Origin of the sequence: Streptomyces sp. NPDC002566 (assembly GCF_042889585.1) — a bacterium.
Classification (GTDB): Bacteria; Actinomycetota; Actinomycetes; order Streptomycetales; family Streptomycetaceae; genus Streptomyces.
In genome coordinates this window covers 1,222,610-1,237,809 of the sequence record NZ_JBIARD010000002.1, presented here as the reverse complement: position 1 = coordinate 1,237,809, position 15,200 = coordinate 1,222,610, and the positions used below count along the sequence as shown (strand labels likewise).

Annotated in this window: 17 protein-coding genes and 1 pseudogene; 11 read left to right on the top strand and 7 right to left on the bottom strand. The window is 71.4% G+C overall.

Features of this window, described 5'->3' with window-relative positions; all coding sequences use genetic code 11:
• The first annotated feature begins 6 nt into the window (after positions 1-6).
• Positions 7-840 carry a class II glutamine amidotransferase gene (locus tag ACFYXA_RS12555; RefSeq protein WP_389031494.1) on the top strand — a complete coding sequence of 278 codons (834 nt, stop codon included), beginning with the start codon at positions 7-9 and terminating at the stop codon, positions 838-840.
• Positions 841-969: 129 nt separating this feature from the next.
• Here ACFYXA_RS12555 and ACFYXA_RS12550 read toward each other — a convergent pair whose 3' ends face one another.
• Positions 970-1,749, bottom strand: a complete 780-nt coding sequence (locus tag ACFYXA_RS12550; protein WP_389031491.1) for an SDR family NAD(P)-dependent oxidoreductase — start codon at positions 1,747-1,749, stop codon at positions 970-972.
• Between the two features lie 50 nt (positions 1,750-1,799).
• On the opposite strand from ACFYXA_RS12550, the gene ACFYXA_RS12545 reads away from it, so the two are divergent.
• Both ACFYXA_RS12545 and ACFYXA_RS12540 read left to right on the top strand, forming a co-directional pair.
• Complete coding sequence (locus ACFYXA_RS12545) at positions 1,800-2,249, top strand: GNAT family N-acetyltransferase (protein WP_352253102.1); 450 nt, start codon at positions 1,800-1,802, stop codon at positions 2,247-2,249.
• A 48-nt stretch (positions 2,250-2,297) separates the two neighbouring features.
• Complete coding sequence (locus tag ACFYXA_RS12540) at positions 2,298-3,023, top strand: DUF2625 domain-containing protein (RefSeq protein ID WP_389031488.1); 726 nt, start codon at positions 2,298-2,300, stop codon at positions 3,021-3,023.
• Positions 3,024-3,120: 97 nt separating this feature from the next.
• Here ACFYXA_RS12540 and ACFYXA_RS12535 read toward each other — a convergent pair whose 3' ends face one another.
• Together ACFYXA_RS12535 and ACFYXA_RS12530 are read right to left on the bottom strand one after the other, a co-directional pair.
• The gene (locus tag ACFYXA_RS12535; RefSeq protein ID WP_389031485.1) at positions 3,121-4,017 is read right to left on the bottom strand and encodes an aminoglycoside phosphotransferase family protein; all 897 of its coding nucleotides are present in this window, start codon (positions 4,015-4,017) and stop codon (positions 3,121-3,123) included.
• Between the two features lie 191 nt (positions 4,018-4,208).
• Positions 4,209-4,622, bottom strand: coding sequence for a hypothetical protein (locus tag ACFYXA_RS12530; protein WP_389031482.1), 414 nt, complete (start codon positions 4,620-4,622; stop codon positions 4,209-4,211).
• 157 nt (positions 4,623-4,779) lie between these two features.
• Between ACFYXA_RS12530 and ACFYXA_RS12525 the strand changes: the two genes are divergently transcribed.
• The gene (locus ACFYXA_RS12525) at positions 4,780-5,217 is read left to right on the top strand and encodes a VOC family protein (RefSeq protein ID WP_389031479.1); all 438 of its coding nucleotides are present in this window, start codon (positions 4,780-4,782) and stop codon (positions 5,215-5,217) included.
• Positions 5,218-5,265: 48 nt separating this feature from the next.
• Here the strand turns inward: ACFYXA_RS12525 and ACFYXA_RS12520 are convergent.
• Positions 5,266-6,224: pseudogene (locus tag ACFYXA_RS12520) on the bottom strand (transposase).
• Between the two features lie 223 nt (positions 6,225-6,447).
• Here ACFYXA_RS12520 and ACFYXA_RS12515 point away from each other — a divergent pair.
• The 4 genes from ACFYXA_RS12515 to ACFYXA_RS12500 all read left to right on the top strand — a co-directional run bounded on the left by ACFYXA_RS12515 (position 6,448) and on the right by ACFYXA_RS12500 (position 9,739).
• Positions 6,448-6,930: a hypothetical protein gene (locus tag ACFYXA_RS12515; RefSeq protein ID WP_389031476.1), complete on the top strand. Its 483-nt coding sequence runs from the start codon at positions 6,448-6,450 to the stop codon at positions 6,928-6,930.
• 10 nt (positions 6,931-6,940) lie between these two features.
• Complete coding sequence (locus tag ACFYXA_RS12510; protein WP_389031473.1) at positions 6,941-8,110, top strand: hypothetical protein; 1,170 nt, start codon at positions 6,941-6,943, stop codon at positions 8,108-8,110.
• Positions 8,007-8,519: a hypothetical protein gene (locus tag ACFYXA_RS12505; RefSeq protein WP_389031723.1), complete on the top strand. Its 513-nt coding sequence runs from the start codon at positions 8,007-8,009 to the stop codon at positions 8,517-8,519. Before ACFYXA_RS12510 ends, ACFYXA_RS12505 begins: the two co-directional genes overlap by 104 nt.
• 599 nt (positions 8,520-9,118) lie before the next feature.
• Positions 9,119-9,739, top strand: a complete 621-nt coding sequence (locus ACFYXA_RS12500) for a PadR family transcriptional regulator (protein WP_351338775.1) — start codon at positions 9,119-9,121, stop codon at positions 9,737-9,739.
• Between the two features lie 91 nt (positions 9,740-9,830).
• Here ACFYXA_RS12500 and ACFYXA_RS12495 read toward each other — a convergent pair whose 3' ends face one another.
• The gene (locus tag ACFYXA_RS12495) at positions 9,831-10,259 is read right to left on the bottom strand and encodes an SRPBCC family protein (RefSeq protein WP_389031470.1); all 429 of its coding nucleotides are present in this window, start codon (positions 10,257-10,259) and stop codon (positions 9,831-9,833) included.
• 314 nt (positions 10,260-10,573) lie between these two features.
• Between ACFYXA_RS12495 and ACFYXA_RS12490 the strand changes: the two genes are divergently transcribed.
• Together ACFYXA_RS12490 and ACFYXA_RS12485 are read left to right on the top strand one after the other, a co-directional pair.
• The gene (locus tag ACFYXA_RS12490; RefSeq protein ID WP_389031467.1) at positions 10,574-11,254 is read left to right on the top strand and encodes a Clp protease N-terminal domain-containing protein; all 681 of its coding nucleotides are present in this window, start codon (positions 10,574-10,576) and stop codon (positions 11,252-11,254) included.
• Between the two features lie 87 nt (positions 11,255-11,341).
• A complete protein-coding gene (locus ACFYXA_RS12485) occupies positions 11,342-12,340 on the top strand; it encodes a DMT family transporter (protein ID WP_389031464.1) in 999 nt (332 codons plus the stop codon).
• A gap of 18 nt (positions 12,341-12,358) precedes the next feature.
• Here the strand turns inward: ACFYXA_RS12485 and ACFYXA_RS12480 are convergent, their stop codons facing one another.
• On the bottom strand, positions 12,359-13,060 hold the full coding sequence (locus tag ACFYXA_RS12480) for a pyridoxamine 5'-phosphate oxidase family protein (RefSeq protein ID WP_389031461.1): 702 nt from the start codon (positions 13,058-13,060) through the stop codon (positions 12,359-12,361).
• A gap of 47 nt (positions 13,061-13,107) precedes the next feature.
• On the opposite strand from ACFYXA_RS12480, the gene ACFYXA_RS12475 reads away from it, so the two are divergent.
• A complete protein-coding gene (locus ACFYXA_RS12475) occupies positions 13,108-14,439 on the top strand; it encodes an aminotransferase class I/II-fold pyridoxal phosphate-dependent enzyme (RefSeq protein WP_352252549.1) in 1,332 nt (443 codons plus the stop codon).
• Positions 14,440-14,683: 244 nt separating this feature from the next.
• Here the strand turns inward: ACFYXA_RS12475 and ACFYXA_RS12470 are convergent, their stop codons facing one another.
• A complete protein-coding gene (locus ACFYXA_RS12470; protein ID WP_130439721.1) occupies positions 14,684-15,151 on the bottom strand; it encodes a pyridoxamine 5'-phosphate oxidase family protein in 468 nt (155 codons plus the stop codon).
• Between the last annotated feature and the right edge of the window lie 49 nt (positions 15,152-15,200).

Genomic DNA, 15,200 nt, shown 5'->3' with positions numbered 1-15,200 from the left:
CGGACCATGTGCCGGTGGCTCGCCTACTCGGGCACCCCCGTCCTGCTCGACACCATCCTCTACAAACCCCAGCACTCGCTGATCGACCAGAGTCTGCACGCCCGCATGGGCGTCGAGACGACCAATGGCGACGGCTTCGGCATCGGCTGGTACGAGCGACACGTCGACACCCCTGCGATCGTCCGGGAGGTCGGCCCGGCGTGGAACAACCGCAACCTGCGGGAGATCTCGGGGCACGTGTGCTCGCCGCTCTTCTTCGCCCACATCCGCGCCTCCACCGGCACCGCGGTGCAGGAGACCAACTGTCACCCGTTCCGCCACGGCCGCTGGATGTGGATGCACAACGGGGCGATCGCCGAGTTCCACCGGATGCGGCGCGAACTGGCCCTGGCCGTCGACCCGGGCCTGTTCCTCGACATCGAGGGCTCGACCGACTCCGAGATGATGTTCTTCCTGGCGCTCACCTTCGGCCTGGAGAAGGATCCGCCGGCCGGGGTCGCCCGGATGGCGGACTTCGTCGAGCGGACCGGTCGTGACCACGGGGTGGAGTTCCCGCTGCAGATGACGGTCGCCGTGACCGACGGGGAGCGGCTGTGGGCCTTCCGCTACTCCAGCCAGAAGGCGTCACGCACCCTCTTCTACAGCACTCGGGTGGACACGCTGCGCGCCCTCCACCCGGACGTGGAGTTCCTCCGCGAAGTGTCCGACGAGACCCGTCTGATCGTGTCGGAGCCCCTGGGCGGTCTGCCCGGGGCCTGGCAGGAGGTGCCCGAGAGCACCTACGGCGTGGTGCAGGCGGGGGGCGACGAGATCCACCCGTTCGTCCCGCAGGCGGCGTAGGCACGGCCCGTGCGGCCTGAATGGCGGCCCGCGCGGCCCGCGCGGCCTGCACGCCCGCACCCGCCCGCGCCCGCGCCGCCTGCGACGACCGGCACCGGGCGTCCGACGGACGTCACCGGGACGGCGGGCTCAGTGGACGGAGAAGCCGCCGTCCACGAAGACCGACTGCCCGGTGACGTACGCGGAGCCCGATCCGGCCAGGAACACGGCCGCTCCCGCGAAGTCCTCCGCCAGCCCGTTGCGCCCCACCAGCGTGCGCGCGGCGAGCGCCGCGACCCGCTCCGGGTCGGACGACAAGCGCGCGTTCAACGGGGTCATGACGAAGCCCGGCACCAACGTGTTGCAGGTGACTCCGTACGGCGACCAGGCCTCGGCCTGCGACCGGGCCAGCGATTCCAGGGCCCCCTTGGACACCCCGTAGGCGCCGCTCTGGACGAAGGCCCGGTGCGCCTGCTGGGACGAGACGTGGATGATCCGACCGTAACCGCGCTCGGCCATGCCGGGCCCGAAGCGCCGGCCCAGCAGAAACGGCGCCTCCAGGTTCACGGCCATGGTGGCGTCCCACACTTCGTCGTCGAGTTCGCCCATCGGCGGCCGCAGGTTGATGCCGGCGGAGTTGACGAGGATGTCGGGCTCGCCGAACGGCTCCACCGCACGATCCGCCGCCGCGCGCACCCCGTCGCGGTCGGCGAGGTCGCCGCTCACCCAGGCCGCCCGGCAGCCCTCGGCCGTCAACTCATCGACTGTGGCCACGAGTTCGGGCTCCCGGCGGGCCACGACCACCACGCTCGCTCCCGCCCGCGCGAGGGCGCCGGCGATGGCCCGGCCGATGCCGGAACTGCCTCCGGTCACTACGGCGACCCGCCCGTCCAGCGAGAACAGTTCGGTGAGATAGCTGTGGGAGATCATTCCCGAACCCTAGAGGTCCCGGCCGCGCGGACGGCGGATAGTCTCCTCACATGGACAGCCGCTTGGACATCCGTGTGGACATCGTCAGGCAGGCGAGTCCCGAACTCGTCGACGCCTTCGGCCGGTTGCTGCCGCAGCTGTCCTCGACGGCGAAGCCGCTCGACGGTGAGGCGGTCGAGCGGATGGTGACGTGCGATGCCAACACGGTGCTCGTGGCCCGGGAGTCCGGGAGCATCGTCGGCACCTTGACGCTGGTGCTGCTGCCACTGCCGTCCGGTGTGCGGGCACGCGTCGAGGACGTGATCGTCGACGCCGAGGCGCGAGGCCGGGGAGTCGCCGCCCTCCTCACCCAGGAGGCCCTGCGCATCGCCCGTGAAGCGGGCGCCAGAACGGTCGACCTCACCTCCCGCCCCGACCGCCCGGCGGCGAACCGCCTCTACGAACGCCTCGGTTTCCGCCCCAGGAACTCCACGGTCTACCGCGTCCCGCTCGACGGATGAACCCACCCTCCGGGTGAGACGCCGGGGCGAGGATGCGAGCATCCTCGGATGCGAGAGATCGACGAGCTGGTCCACGTGGACGACCCGGCGTGGCCGGAACTCGAGGAAGCGCTCGGTGCGAGCACCGTGCCGGTTCAGATACTGCCCGCCGACGGCGAAGACGGCCGGCGGGGCCTCCTGCAGATGCAGGTCACCGCACGCTCGGTGCTGGGAGCTCTGGCGCTGCACACCGGCGGACTGCTCCTGGACGACGGGTGGGTGCGCGTGTTCGGCGGCGGCTCGGCCCGAGACGGAGGACTCCCGAGTCTGGCGCAGGTCAACCGTTTCCCCGCCGACTTCGATCCGGCATGGCATCCCGGGACCGGTCTCGTCGTCGGTCATGACGCCGTGGGCGGGGTCTTCGCGCTGAACGGCAGTGATCCCGCGGCTGCGGGCCGGCCGGGGGCGCCCGGACAGATGACGTACTTCGCTCCCGACACCCTGGCGTGGGAAGCGATGGAGATGGGCCACTCCGGCTGGTTCTTCTGGCTTCTCTCGGGCCAGTTGGAGACGTTCTACGACGGCCTGCGTTGGCCCGGCTGGCGCGAGGAAGCCGCGGCTCTGTCCTCGACGGAGGGCATCGCCGTCTACCCGTTCCTGTGGTCGAAGGAGGCCCACGCCGACCTCACGGCGACAAGCCGACGTCCCGTACCGATGCGCCAAGTCCTGGGAGTCGCCGCGGACTTCGCTCGCAGCATGGGACCGGCTGACCCGGGGTTCCTGGGCGACGTGTGACACCACGAGGCGCCGCACCCTCTCATCGGTGGCCAACTCGAAGCAGAACCAGACGGTTTCGTCGTCCCAGAGGCAGCGCAGCCGGTGCCTCACCGGTTCACCGCGTCGACTCCAGTATGCGGCCGAGGGTCCGACGGCCCATGCTGCTCATCGTCGGGTTGCTCTCGGTGTAGTACCAGACGGCGCCCATCGACTGTTCGAACGCCCAGGCCTTGCCGCGCTCCCACTCCAGGTCGTCGCAGGCCAGTGTCCGTCGGAATACTTCCCGCGGGCCCGGCTGCAACAGGTGCCAGGCGCTGATCAGATCCAGCGCGGGGTCGGCGGGGCCGAAGCCGCCGGTGTCGAGTACGCCGGCGAGCCGGCCCTCCGCGACCAGTACATTGCCGGGGATCAGGTCACCATGGCTCATCACGTCGGCACCAGTTCGCGGCAACTCCCGGAAACTGCTCCACAATCGGCGGAGCCGGGGCACGTCGAGCAGCCCCTCGCTCTCCTCGAAGCACTGCGCCATCCAGTCGTCGTGGTGGGCGAGTACGCCGCCCCGGTTGTCGCCGTCGAAAAGCCGCCCACGCGTCTCAGTGCTCCGCAGGGCCGCGATGAAGGCCGCGAGGTCCTCGGCGAAAGCATTCGACCCACTCGGGTCGGCATCGAAAGCGACCGTTCCCGGCAGCCAGGTCTGGACCGACCACGGCATGGGGTATCCCGCTCCGGGCTTCCCCAAAGCGACGGGTTCCGGGACGGGGAACCGGGACACCCGAGCCAGCTCCGCACTCGCCTCGGCTTCCCGCTCCAGAACCGCCAGTGCGTCAGCTGCATCGACCGGACGCAGGGGGAAACGCGCCGAAAGGTCTTTCCCGATACGGAAGATGGCGTTGACCGTCCCCGTCGACGGCACGGGTCGGACTTCCGTGCCGCTCCACTGAGGGAACTGTTCTCGGATCAAGGTCGCAACGATGTCGGTGGTCACGTCCACCTGGTCATCGTGCATGGTCATGCGCACAGGCCCTTCCGCCGGTTCGGTCCGAGACGCAGGAAGCAGACCTGAACAACTGAGATGACAGCCAGTATTCACACGCCAGGGTCCGTATCAACCGAGATTTCCGCTCACTCCCGGCGCTCTGACGACCAGGGTGTTGTCGAGGTCCAGCGGTAACAGCGGCATGCCGGCAGTAGAACGCGGCGTGGCTAGGGGCCTTCGCGGCCGGCTGCTCCGGATTGCGCGGCGGCTGCCGCCTCCAGCAGGAGCCAGCCGTCGACCTCCACCGCTCGCCGCTCCTCCGGTCGCCACCCGCGGGCCAGCGCCACGTCGAGCAGTGCCCGGACGGCACCCGGCTCGTGCAGGTTCAGGCCTGCGCCCTGGGTGAAGCCCACGTCCCCGGAGCCCAAGGGGGCCCCGCCCGGCACGTACCGGCCGGGCCCCTCGGCGAAGACGACGCGCAGCGGCCCGCCGGTGCCGGCAGGTTGAGGGGAGAGGGTGAGGGTCTGGAGGCAGCCCATGGGCCGCCCGTCGTGGCCCCTTCGGTGGCTGTGGCGCATCGTCCACATGTACACGCGCCCGTCGGCGACCAGCCGACGGGGCTTCTTCGCATGGCGAGGCACACAGGCGATGCTACGCGGCCCGGTCCACGGGACACCCCGCTGACTCGTCTCAGTGATTCCTAATGCCGTTCGTCAAGCCGCGGCGCACGCTTGAGGTAGCGGGCAGGAGGTGTCGGAGGTGCGCGGTACAGTCCGTTCATCCGACTGGGGAGGGCTCATGGCGACAAAGTGGAGCTTGACGATCGACTGCGCGTACCCGGGGAAACTGGCCGCGTTCTGGGCGCTGGCGTTGGGCTACGCGGAGAAGCCCGCGCCCGCAGGGTTCGGGAGCTGGGAGGAGTGGTTCTCGCATCATGAGGTTCCGGAGGACGAGTGGGATGACGGGGCATACCTGTCAGATCCGGACGGCGTGGGCCCCGCCTTGTCCTTCCTGAAGGTGCCGGAGCCGAAGGTGGCGAAGAACCGGCTGCATATCGACGTGCAGGTCGGTGGCGGCCGTGAAACCCCGTGGGAGGTGCGCTGGCCGCGCGTGGTCGAGGCGGTGGAGCGGTTGACCACTGCGGGCGCGACCGTGGTCCGCGAGGAAGAGTTGCAGGGCAGGCCGGATCACGTGGTGATGGCAGACCCGGAAGGTAACGAGTTTTGCCTGGTCTGACGGGGTCGGTCAGGCCAACTGGCCGCGCGCAGCATGTCGCGTCCCTTCCTATGCGGCAGCCCTTGCCGGCGGAGCTGGCTCGTAGCGCCGTCCGTCGCGCAGAAGGGCCCAGAGGACGTTGACGCGGCGGCGAGCGAGAGCCAGGACGGCTTGCGTGTGCCGCTTGCCCTCGGCGCGTTTGCGATCGTAGAAGCGCCGGGATTCCTCGCAGTGGCGGATGCTGAACAACGCCGAGGTGTAGAAGACGCGTTGTAGGCGGCGGTTGTATCGCTGCGGGCGGCGCAGGTTGCCACTGATCTTGCCGGAGTCGGAAGGGACCGGTGCGACGCCGTCAAAGCCGGCGAGGCGGGCCGGGGTTCCAAAGACGGTTACGCGGTCAGCTCCTCTCCGGGCAGGCTGGTGTGCTGGCGCTCGGCAGCCTGTACGACGATTTCGGCGAGCCGGTCGGAGCGGACGACGTGGCGATTGCGGAGCCAGGTCTCCAGCCGTTTGACGCCGAGCCTGCGAGTGGCGGCCGGTGTCCCGTAGCCGGAAAGAAGGACGAGCGGCCCGGTGTTGGTGAGGTCGAGGACCCGTTCCAGGTCGGGGAAGATACCGGTCAGCTGGGCGCGAAGCCGGTTGACGGTGCGGGTGCGGTCGGCGACCAGGTCTATGCGCCGGCCAGTGAGGATCTTGAGGTCGATGACGGTCTCGTCGCCGGCGCGTGATGGGTGCAGGTCGCGGCGGATGCGGACCTGGTCGGCGATGACAGCGGCGTCCTTCGCGTCGGTCTTGCCTTCGCCGCGGTAGCTCTCGGAGGCGCGGTGGATGGCCCGGCCGGAGATGTAGTGCACCGGCTGGTCGTGGTTGAGGAGGATCGCGATGGCCAGGGCGGCTCCGCCGTCGGCCAGGTCGATTCCCCAAGTCACTTCCTCGCCCAGGGCCAGGACGTCGGTGAGGAGTTCGAGGAGTTCGGCCTCGTCGTTGGCGACGCGCCGGGACAGCAGCCGGTGGCCGCTCTCGTCGATCGCGACGCAGTGACCGCTCCGGACGGCCGGCGGACGTCGCGGCCGGGCTGCTGGAGGTGTTCGCGGAGCCGTTGCCGTTGTGGGCCGGAGCCGAGCGGGTCGGTGACCGTCTGCAAGTCCTGCCGGTGCTGTTCCACCTGCTGTGGTCCGGGCGGCTTGTGACGGATCTGGAGTCCGGACTGCTGGGAACGGAGAGCCCGGTCAGCGCCGCGAGGAGGAAGCCGTGGGCCGGCTGAAGCGTCCGCCTCGGATCGCGGTCGGGGACCGGGTCCGGTTCAACGGACAGATCCGCGCGGTGCTTGCCGTCTCGGCAGTGGCCCTGACCTTGGCCGACGAGGAGGAGCCGTATCGCGCTGTCCCGTTGCTGGAGCTGTTCGACGCTGACCACTTCGAGGTCGTGGACATACCGATGCGGATGCCGCTGCCGCCGGCTTCCCTGCTGGAGACCTTTCCCGAAGCGGTGATGGAGAAGGCCTTGTGGTGGGAGGGCCACATCCTGGAGGTGCTCCATGGTCTGCCGCCGGGAGTGGAGCCCGGCACGACGCCGCGGCCCGAATACGGGCCGGATCGGTCACTGACCGCACGCCAGCGGGCCGAGGCCGCTGAACTGGCGGCCGGCGCCGGGGGCCGGGCACCCGGTGACGCCCAGCACGGTCGCCCACCGCCGGCGCCACTACCAGGAACAGGGGGTGATCGGCCTCGCTGACCACCGGCCGATGCGCAAGACACCCCAGTTCGGCGAGGTCGACGAGGCGGTGGTCGATGCGATGCGGCAGGCGGTCGATGAGGCCGTCGACGCCTCGACCCGCACGGGGACCTTCCTCCTCTGGAGAGTCGCAGAGATCCTCCGGACGACCCCGGAAGGCCGGGCGGCGAAGATTCCGTCCCGCGCGACGCTCTACCGGCTGCCGGCGAAACTGACCGCGGGCACCCACACCACCGGGTCGGCCACAACCCGCCGTTCCAAGGCCCACGGCGCCAAGACCCCCCACGGTCAGCTGCCGGTCTTCGCGCCGGGCGAGATCATGCAGATCGACTCCACCCCGCTGGACGTGCTGGTCCTGCTCGACAACGGCGTCACGGGCAAAGTCGAGCTCACCGCCATGGTCGATGTCGCCACCCGGACGCTGACCGCGGCGGTGCTGCGTCCGACCACGAAGTCCGTGGACGCCAGCGTGCTGCTGGCCCGCACCGTGACTCCCGAGTTGATGCGGCCGGGCTGGAAGGACGCGCTGAGCATGTCCCGGTCGGTGCTGCCCCACCGCCGCCTGCTGGCGCTGGACGAACAGCTGGAACACGCCGCGGCCCGGCCGGTGATCGTCCCGGAGATGATCGTCTGCGACCACGGAAGCGTGTTCATCTCGCGGAACTTCCGCTCCTCCTGCCGCTTCCTGGAGATCGAGTTCCAGCCGACGCACAAGGGTTCGGGGTTCGAGAAGGGCCACATCGAGAAGATGCTGCGCTCGGTGGCCACGCTGTTCGCCCAGTTCCTGCCCGGCTACACCGGCCGCAACACCGACCACCGCGGACGCCACCTGGAGCACGAACGCCTGTGGTCCCTGCTCGAGCTGCAGGAACTCCTGGACGAGTGGATCGTCGCCAAGTGGCAGAACCGCAAGCACGACGGTCTGCGCGACCCGTCCCACCCGGGTCGGCTGTTCACCCCCGAACGCGAAGTACGCCACCCTGGTCGAGGCCTGCGGCTACGTCCCGATCGCCCTCAGCGGCGACGACTACGTCGAACTCCTGCCCGCGGGATGGCGGATGGTCAACGAGTACGGCATCCGGATCAAGAACCGCACCTACGACAGCCCGGAACTGGGGCCGATGCGCTGTCAGGACTCCGGTGTCCAGGCCAAACGCGGCCTCTGGGAAGTCCACCATGACCCCTACGACGTCTCCCGGATCTGGGTCCGCAACCACCGCGGTGACAACGAGTGGGTCCCGGCCACCTGGAAACACCTGAACCGGGCACCGGTCCCCTTCGGCGACCTGGCCTGGGACCACGTCAGCCACCAACTGCCCCGCGCCACCGAGGCGGAGATCGCCGACGCGGTCGCCGTCCTGCTCACCCGGGCTCACGGCGGCCCGCAGACCGAGCAGGACCCCCAGCCCGGCAAGCGCGACCGGCGGGTGGCCGCCCGCACGAAAGCCGCAGGCTCCCTCACTCCGGCATCCGTTGCCGGTGCTCAGGCAGAGCCCGAGGACGAAGCTGACCAGGGCGAGGACTCGATGGCCGAGGTGATCCCGCTCGGACTGTTCGACCCGCTCGAAGACCCCTGGAAACGCCCATGACGGCATCACCCGCTCTGTCCCAGGACTCCCAGCGGCACCTGACCACGATCGACGGAGGCGCCGCTTCGTCGACGGGCCACCGCCCCCGCCGCCCCGGCTCGACGATGCCCAATACGACGCGCTCGGCGAGGCGGGCCGGGCCGCCTTCGACGAAGCCCGTCTCGATCACCACGGCCGTCTGCTGGTGGTCGCCACCTCCGCCGTCCGGCACACCGTCGCCACCGGCCGCCGCCTGGTCGTGCTCAACCGGCACGCGATCAGTGCCCGCCGGGGGCTGATCGTCTCCGGCCCCGCCGGCACCGGAAAGACCATCGCAATCACCCAGCTCGGTCTGTCCCACGAACTGGGACCGCTGCCACCAGGGCCTTGCCAGAAACAACGCCGGACGTGCTCACAACGCTGCTGCAGAAGGCCTATCGCCAACGCCGGTCAAACTCCGATGAGACGAAACAGCCAGTGGTCAAAGTTCAGTGAGACCGGTCGAACTTCCCTGAGCCAGGTCACCCGCGCATGCGTCCGAGGTCTTGTCATGCGAACGTTACCGATATATCGTCGAAGCATCACGACAGATCAACGATGGAATGGATGGAGTGGTGGCGATGCGTTCGCACGGGTTCGAGCGAGGTCATGGGCGGGACGAAGGCTTTCGGCGGGGGCGTGGTGGGTTCGAGGGGCGGCGTGCGGCGTTCGGGCCGTTCGGGCCTGGGGGGCCCGGGGGTTTCGGGCCCGGGTTCGGGCCGGGCCCCTGGGGCGGGCGCGGGCGTGGTGGGCCCAGGGGCAGGGCACGGCGGGGGGATGTGCGGGCCTCGATCCTGGCGTTGCTCAAGGAGCGGGCCATGCACGGCTACGAGATGATCCAGGAGATCGCCGAGCGCAGCGGCGGCGCCTGGAAGCCGAGCCCCGGCTCGGTGTACCCCACCCTGCAACTGCTGGAGGACGAGGGGCTGATCAGCAGTGAGTCGGAGGGCGGCAAGAAGCTGTTCTCGCTCACCGACGCCGGCCGCGCGGCGGCGGAGGAAGGGCCCGACGCACCCTGGGAGGAAGCCTCCCGCGGGGTCGACTGGGAGGCGCTCGGTGAGATCCGGCAGGCCGGCTTCGGGCTGATGGAGGCCTTCGGGCAGGTCTGGAAGACCGGCAGCAAGGAACAGCGCGACAAGGCGCTCGCCGTCGTCAACGAGGCCCGCAAGAAGCTGTATCTCATCCTCGCCGACGAGGATTGACGGGGGTCGGGACGAGGGCTGAGGGTGCCCCGCGGCGCCCCGTGCGATACGCCGTGGGGCGCCCTCGTGTCCCCCGCCTCGGCGGGCCTGCTCAGCTCACCAGTCCGGCGAGCTTGCGCAGGGACTCGTTCAGCGCCGCCGTCCCCGAGTCCTTGAGTCTGCCCGCCATGATCGACACGGCGGCGCCCGTGAACTCGCCGTCGATGCGGACCGTCGTCGCGTCGCCGTCGGGAGTGAGGGTGTAACGCGTGGCGACGTTCACCGCCATCGGGCCCTTGCCGCGAATGGCCAGCACCCGGGCCGGCGTCAGCTCCGCCACCGTCCACTCCACCTCGGCCGGGAAGCCCATCAGCTTCATGTTCTCCTGGAAGGTCGCGCCCACCTCAAGGGTGTTCGGGCCGCCCTCGGGGAAGCTGGTGTGGGTCGCGTTCCACTCCCCGTACCCCGACCAGTCCGTGAGCCGGGCCCACACCTTCTCGGCCGGCGCCTCGATACGGGCCTCCGCGCTGACTTCGGCCATACGACCACCTCTTCGTGTCCGGCGACTCGGGCTTGGCTGCGGTGTCGCGGAACGTAGCCTCAGGACCGCCAACATTCAATACTGACGAACCGTCAGGAAGTGCGGCGTACAGGCGGCGCGCCTCCGTAGTGACAAAGCGGCTGAATCTCATCCCTGAGGAGGAGATGCCGCGCGCTCTGATCCGCTCAGCGCGGCACCCGAGAATGCTTCCCTCAGTGGATGCCCGGCTCCGCCAGGACTGGTGAGGTGGACAGGTGCCACCCCGTACTCCCCGTACTCCCCGGCAGCCGTCCCACGACCGGACGGCGCGCGCCATGGACGACGACGCCGGGTTCAGCGCGGAGCTGACGTCGGCTCTGGACGGCGCGCGCCGCCGCGCGGTCCGTGACGGCGACCGGCAGATCGACACCGCGCACCTCCTGCACTCCCTCCTGGAACACGACCCCCAGGTCCGCGCCGCGTTCGCCGAGGGCTCCCAGCTCGCCCGGCTCCTCGGCTACCTCGTCCAGCGCAGCATCGGCTACGGCCTGCGCTGGCAGAGCGGCGTCGAGGACTCCGGGGCCCTGCCCGTCGTCACCGCCGCCGTCACCGACCCCCGACCCGCGCCCGAAGCCCCGGCCATCGTCACCCAGGCCCCGCCCGCCGCTGCCGAAGCCCCGGCCACCGTCACCCAGGCCCCGCCCACTGCCGCCGAAGCCCCGGCCATCGTCACCCAGGCCCCGGCCGCCACCCGCCCCCTCGCCGAGGGCTTCTCCCCCCTCGCCTCCGCCGCGCTCGACCACGCGCGCGTACGGGCCGCCGCCCGGCGTGCCGAGGGCCGCGCGCGCCCGGGGGAGCCGGCGCGCGGCGTGGACCTCCTCGCGGCGATCGTCGCCGACCCCGGGGCCCGCGCCGTGGAGGTCCTCACCCGCGCCGGCGTCGATCCGCTCGCCCTGCGCGCCCGCGTCGAGGCCGGTCTCGACGTCAGGCTCCCCGGCGGCGGAAGCACCTGCTGAGGAGGCGCGCAAGCGACGGGCCGTCCGGCCGGTGAGACAGGTGTCAACGGGGGTGACGCTCATGTCGTCGCCTGTCATCATGAGCCGGTGCATACCTCTGTGAGCAGTCAGGGCAATCGCGGAAAGGGCCTCGGGCTCGGTCTGGCGATCGGGTCGGCCATCGCGTTCGGCGGTTCCGGGGTCGCGGCCAAGCCGCTGATCGAGGCGGGACTCGACCCGCTGCACGTGGTGTGGCTTCGCGTGGCCGGCGCGGCCCTGGTGATGCTGCCGCTCGCCGTCCGCCACCGCGCGCTCGTGCGCCGCCGTCCCGCGCTGCTCGCCGGGTTCGGACTGCTCGGCGTGGCCGGCGTCCAGGCCTTCTACTTCGCCGCGCTCTCCCGCATCCCCGTCGGTGTGGCGCTGCTCGTCGAGTACCTCGCGCCCGCGCTCGTGCTCGGCTGGGTGCGGTTCGTGCAGCGGCGGCCGGTGACGCGGGCCGCCGCGTTCGGAGTGGTGCTCGCGGTGGGCGGGCTCGCCTGCGTCGTGGAAGTGTGGGCGGGGCTGAGCTTCGACGTCCTCGGCCTCCTCCTCGCGCTCGGCGCCGCCGGCTGCCAGGTCGGCTACTTCGTCCTCTCCGACCAGGGCAGCGACTCCGCCGACGGCGCCCCGGACCCGCTCGGCGTCATCGCCTACGGCCTCCTGGTCGGCGCCGCCGTGCTGACGGTCGTCGCCCGCCCCTGGGGCATGGACTGGTCGGTGCTCGCGCACTCCGCCGCCATGGACGGCACCCGTGTCCCGGCCTGGCTGCTGCTCGCGTGGATCGTGCTGATCGCCACGGTCGTCGCCTACGTCACCGGCGTGGTCTCCGTGCGCCGGCTGTCCCCGCAGATCGCGGGCGTCGTGGCGTGCCTGGAGGCGGTCATCGCGACCGTCCTGGCCTGGGTCCTGCTCGGCGAGCACCTCTCGGCGCCGCAGATCGCGGGCGGCGCGGTGGTCCTGCTGGGCGCGTTCATCGCCCAGTCGTCCGCCCCGGCCAAGAACTCCGGCGAACCCGTGACCGGCGGCAGCCCCGAACGGCAGCTGGCCGCCCGGGGGACGGCCGCCTAGGGCGGGCCGAGCCCGTCGTCACAACCCGCTGAGGTAGTCGGGCAGTTCCGTGTCCGGGTGGAGGCCGGCGTCGGGCACGGGGGTGTCGTAGCCCTTGCGGAGCGGCAGTACGCCTGCCCAGTGGGGGAGGGCGAGGTCCTCGGGCTCGTCGTTCACGCCGCCGGTGCGGATCTTGGCCGAGACCTCGGCGAGGTCGATGCGGATCACCGCCGTAGCGGCCAGCTCCTTCTTGTCGGCCGGCCGGGAGTCGGCGGCCCGGCCGGGGACGATGTGGTCGACCAGGGCGTCGAGCGCGGTCCGCTTCTCCTCCGGGTCGGTCACGTCGTGGGCCACGCCGTGCACCACCACGCTGCGGTAGTTGATCGAGTGGTGGAAGGCGGAACGGGCCAGGACCAGACCGTCCACGTGCGTCACCGTGAGACACACGGGCAGCCCCGCGTCGGCCCGCCCCGTCATCCGCAGCGGGCGCGAGCCCGTCGAACCGTGCACATAGAGGGTCTCGCCGACCCGCCCGTACAGCGTCGGCAGCACCACCGGCGCGCCGTCGCGGACGAAGCCGAGGTGGCAGACGTAGCCCTCGTCGAGCAGCGCGTGCACCAGGTCCTTGTCGTACGACGCCCGCTGCGGGGCCCGGGTGGGGACCGTGCGGTCGGTCGGGGCGTAGGCGGCGGGCTCGGACGCCGTGCTCGTCGCCCCCGTCGGCTGAGTGGACCCCTGCATGGCGCTCTCCTTGCGATCCGGTACTGCACTAGTACATAATGTTGTTTGTGCTAGGAGAGTATCGGTTCACCGGGCGTCGCGCAGCGGAGATTTCCGCGAACATCGAGCAGGCGGTGGGAGCGGGCGAACTGGAACCGGGGCAACTGCTGCCTCCCATGCGGGAGTTGGCGGATCTGCTCGGGGTGAACCCGAACACCGTCGCGGCCGCCTATCGCACGCTGCGCGAACGCGGCGTGATCGAGACCGACGGCCGGCGGGGCAGCCGGGTGCGCTCGAAACCGGCGACCACCGGACGTGAGTTCATCCGCGTCGAGGTGCCCGAGGGCGTGCGGGACCTGTCCACCGGCAATCCCGACCCGGCCCTGCTGCCGGCGCTCGCACCGGCCTTCGCTTGGGCCGCAGAGCGGGGCGACCGGGAGCCGGTCCTGTACGGGGGCGAGCCCGTGGATCCCGAACTGGCCCGCCTGGCCCGGGCCGACTGGGCGGCGGACGGTGTGCCGGCGGGCCCCGTCGCCGTCACCTCCGGGTCGCTCGACGCCATCGAGCGCGTCCTCGCCGCCCACCTCAGGTCCGGTGACACGGTCGCCGTCGAGGACCCCGGCTGGGGCTCGCTGCTCGACCTGGTCCCGGCGCTCGGGCTGCGCACGGCGCCCGTCGGCGTCGACGACGAAGGGCCGCTGCCCGAGGATGTGGCCGGCGCGCTGGCGGGCGGCGCCCGCGCCCTGATTGTCACCGACCGGGCGCAGAACCCGACCGGCGCCGCGGTGAGCGCCGCACGCGCGCGTGCGCTGCGCGAGGTGCTGCGGGGGCATCCGGGGACCCTGCTCGTCGAGGACGACCACGGTCACCGGATCGTCGACCTCCCCCTGCATCCCCTCGCCGGCGCCACCCGGCACTGGGCCTTCGTCCGGTCCGCCGCCAAGGCCTACGGCCCTGACCTACGGCTCGCCGTCCTCACCGGGGACGAGGTCACCCTCGACCGGGTCCGTGGACGCCAGCGGCTCGGGCCCGGCTGGGTCAGCCGGCTCACCCAGCGGGCGGTGGCGCGGCTGTGGGCGGACGGCGCGGTGGACGCGGGGGAGGTCGCGGCCGCGTACGGGCGGCGGCGCGACGCGCTGATCGCGGCGCTGGCCGAGCGGGGGGTGGCCGCACGGGGCCGCAGCGGGATGAACGTGTGGGTCCCCGTGCCGGACGAGACGGGGGCGGTGGCCCGGTTGTTGCAGGCCGGGTGGGCTGTCGCACCGGGCGCGCGGTTTCGGCTGGCGTCGCCCGCGGGGGTGCGGGTGACCGTGTCCGCGGTGGGGGAGGGGGAGGTGGGGGAGTTGGCGGACGCGGTGGCGTCCGCGGTGCGGGTGTCGCCGGGGCGGGGGTATGTGTAGAGCGGGGTGCGTCGTCCGGTGCGGGGGTATGTGTAGAGCGGGGCGCGTCGTCCGATGCGGGGCGCGTCGTCCGGTGCGGGGTGCGCATCACAGCGGGGCGCACTGAGGGTGCGTTGTGGCTGGTCGCGCAGCTCCCCGCGCCCCGTCAACGCCGGACCAGTCGCCCCCGTTCCCCCGGCCGTCCCCGTGCGGGCGCCTGACCCCCGGCCCACACCCGGCGTCGCCAGGTGTGGGCCCGGTGGCGTTACCTGTCGGCCAGCTTGCGGAAGTCCCAGGAGACGATCTTCTCCGGGCGCAGCCGCACCCACGCGTGCCGTCCGTCGTGGGGCATCGCGTTCAGGCCGAAGTTCTTGCGGGCGAACAGCGTCTCCACGGCGTCGAGTTCGGCGCACAGCTCACCGGTGCGCGGGACCTCGCCCACGAACTCGGCGGTGCCGGACAGCTCCACGCCCCGCAGCGAGTCGTACTCCTCGCCCGAGTCGATCACGATCGCGACCCGGGGGTCACGGCGCAGGTCGGCCCACCGCTTGCTGCGCACCACCGAGTACAGCCACAGTGCCGAGCCGTCCCACAGGAACCACAGGGCACTCACGTGCGGGGCGCCGTCGGCGGAGACGGTCGCGACCCGGCAGGTGCGCTGGAAGGTGAGGAACGCGTCCAGCTCTCCCGGGGTCATCATGATCTTCCGGCCCCGGCGCTGAGTCACGGTCATCCGGCCCTCTTTTCTGTTCTCTTCTCTCACGTCGCGCCAGAGCCAGGCT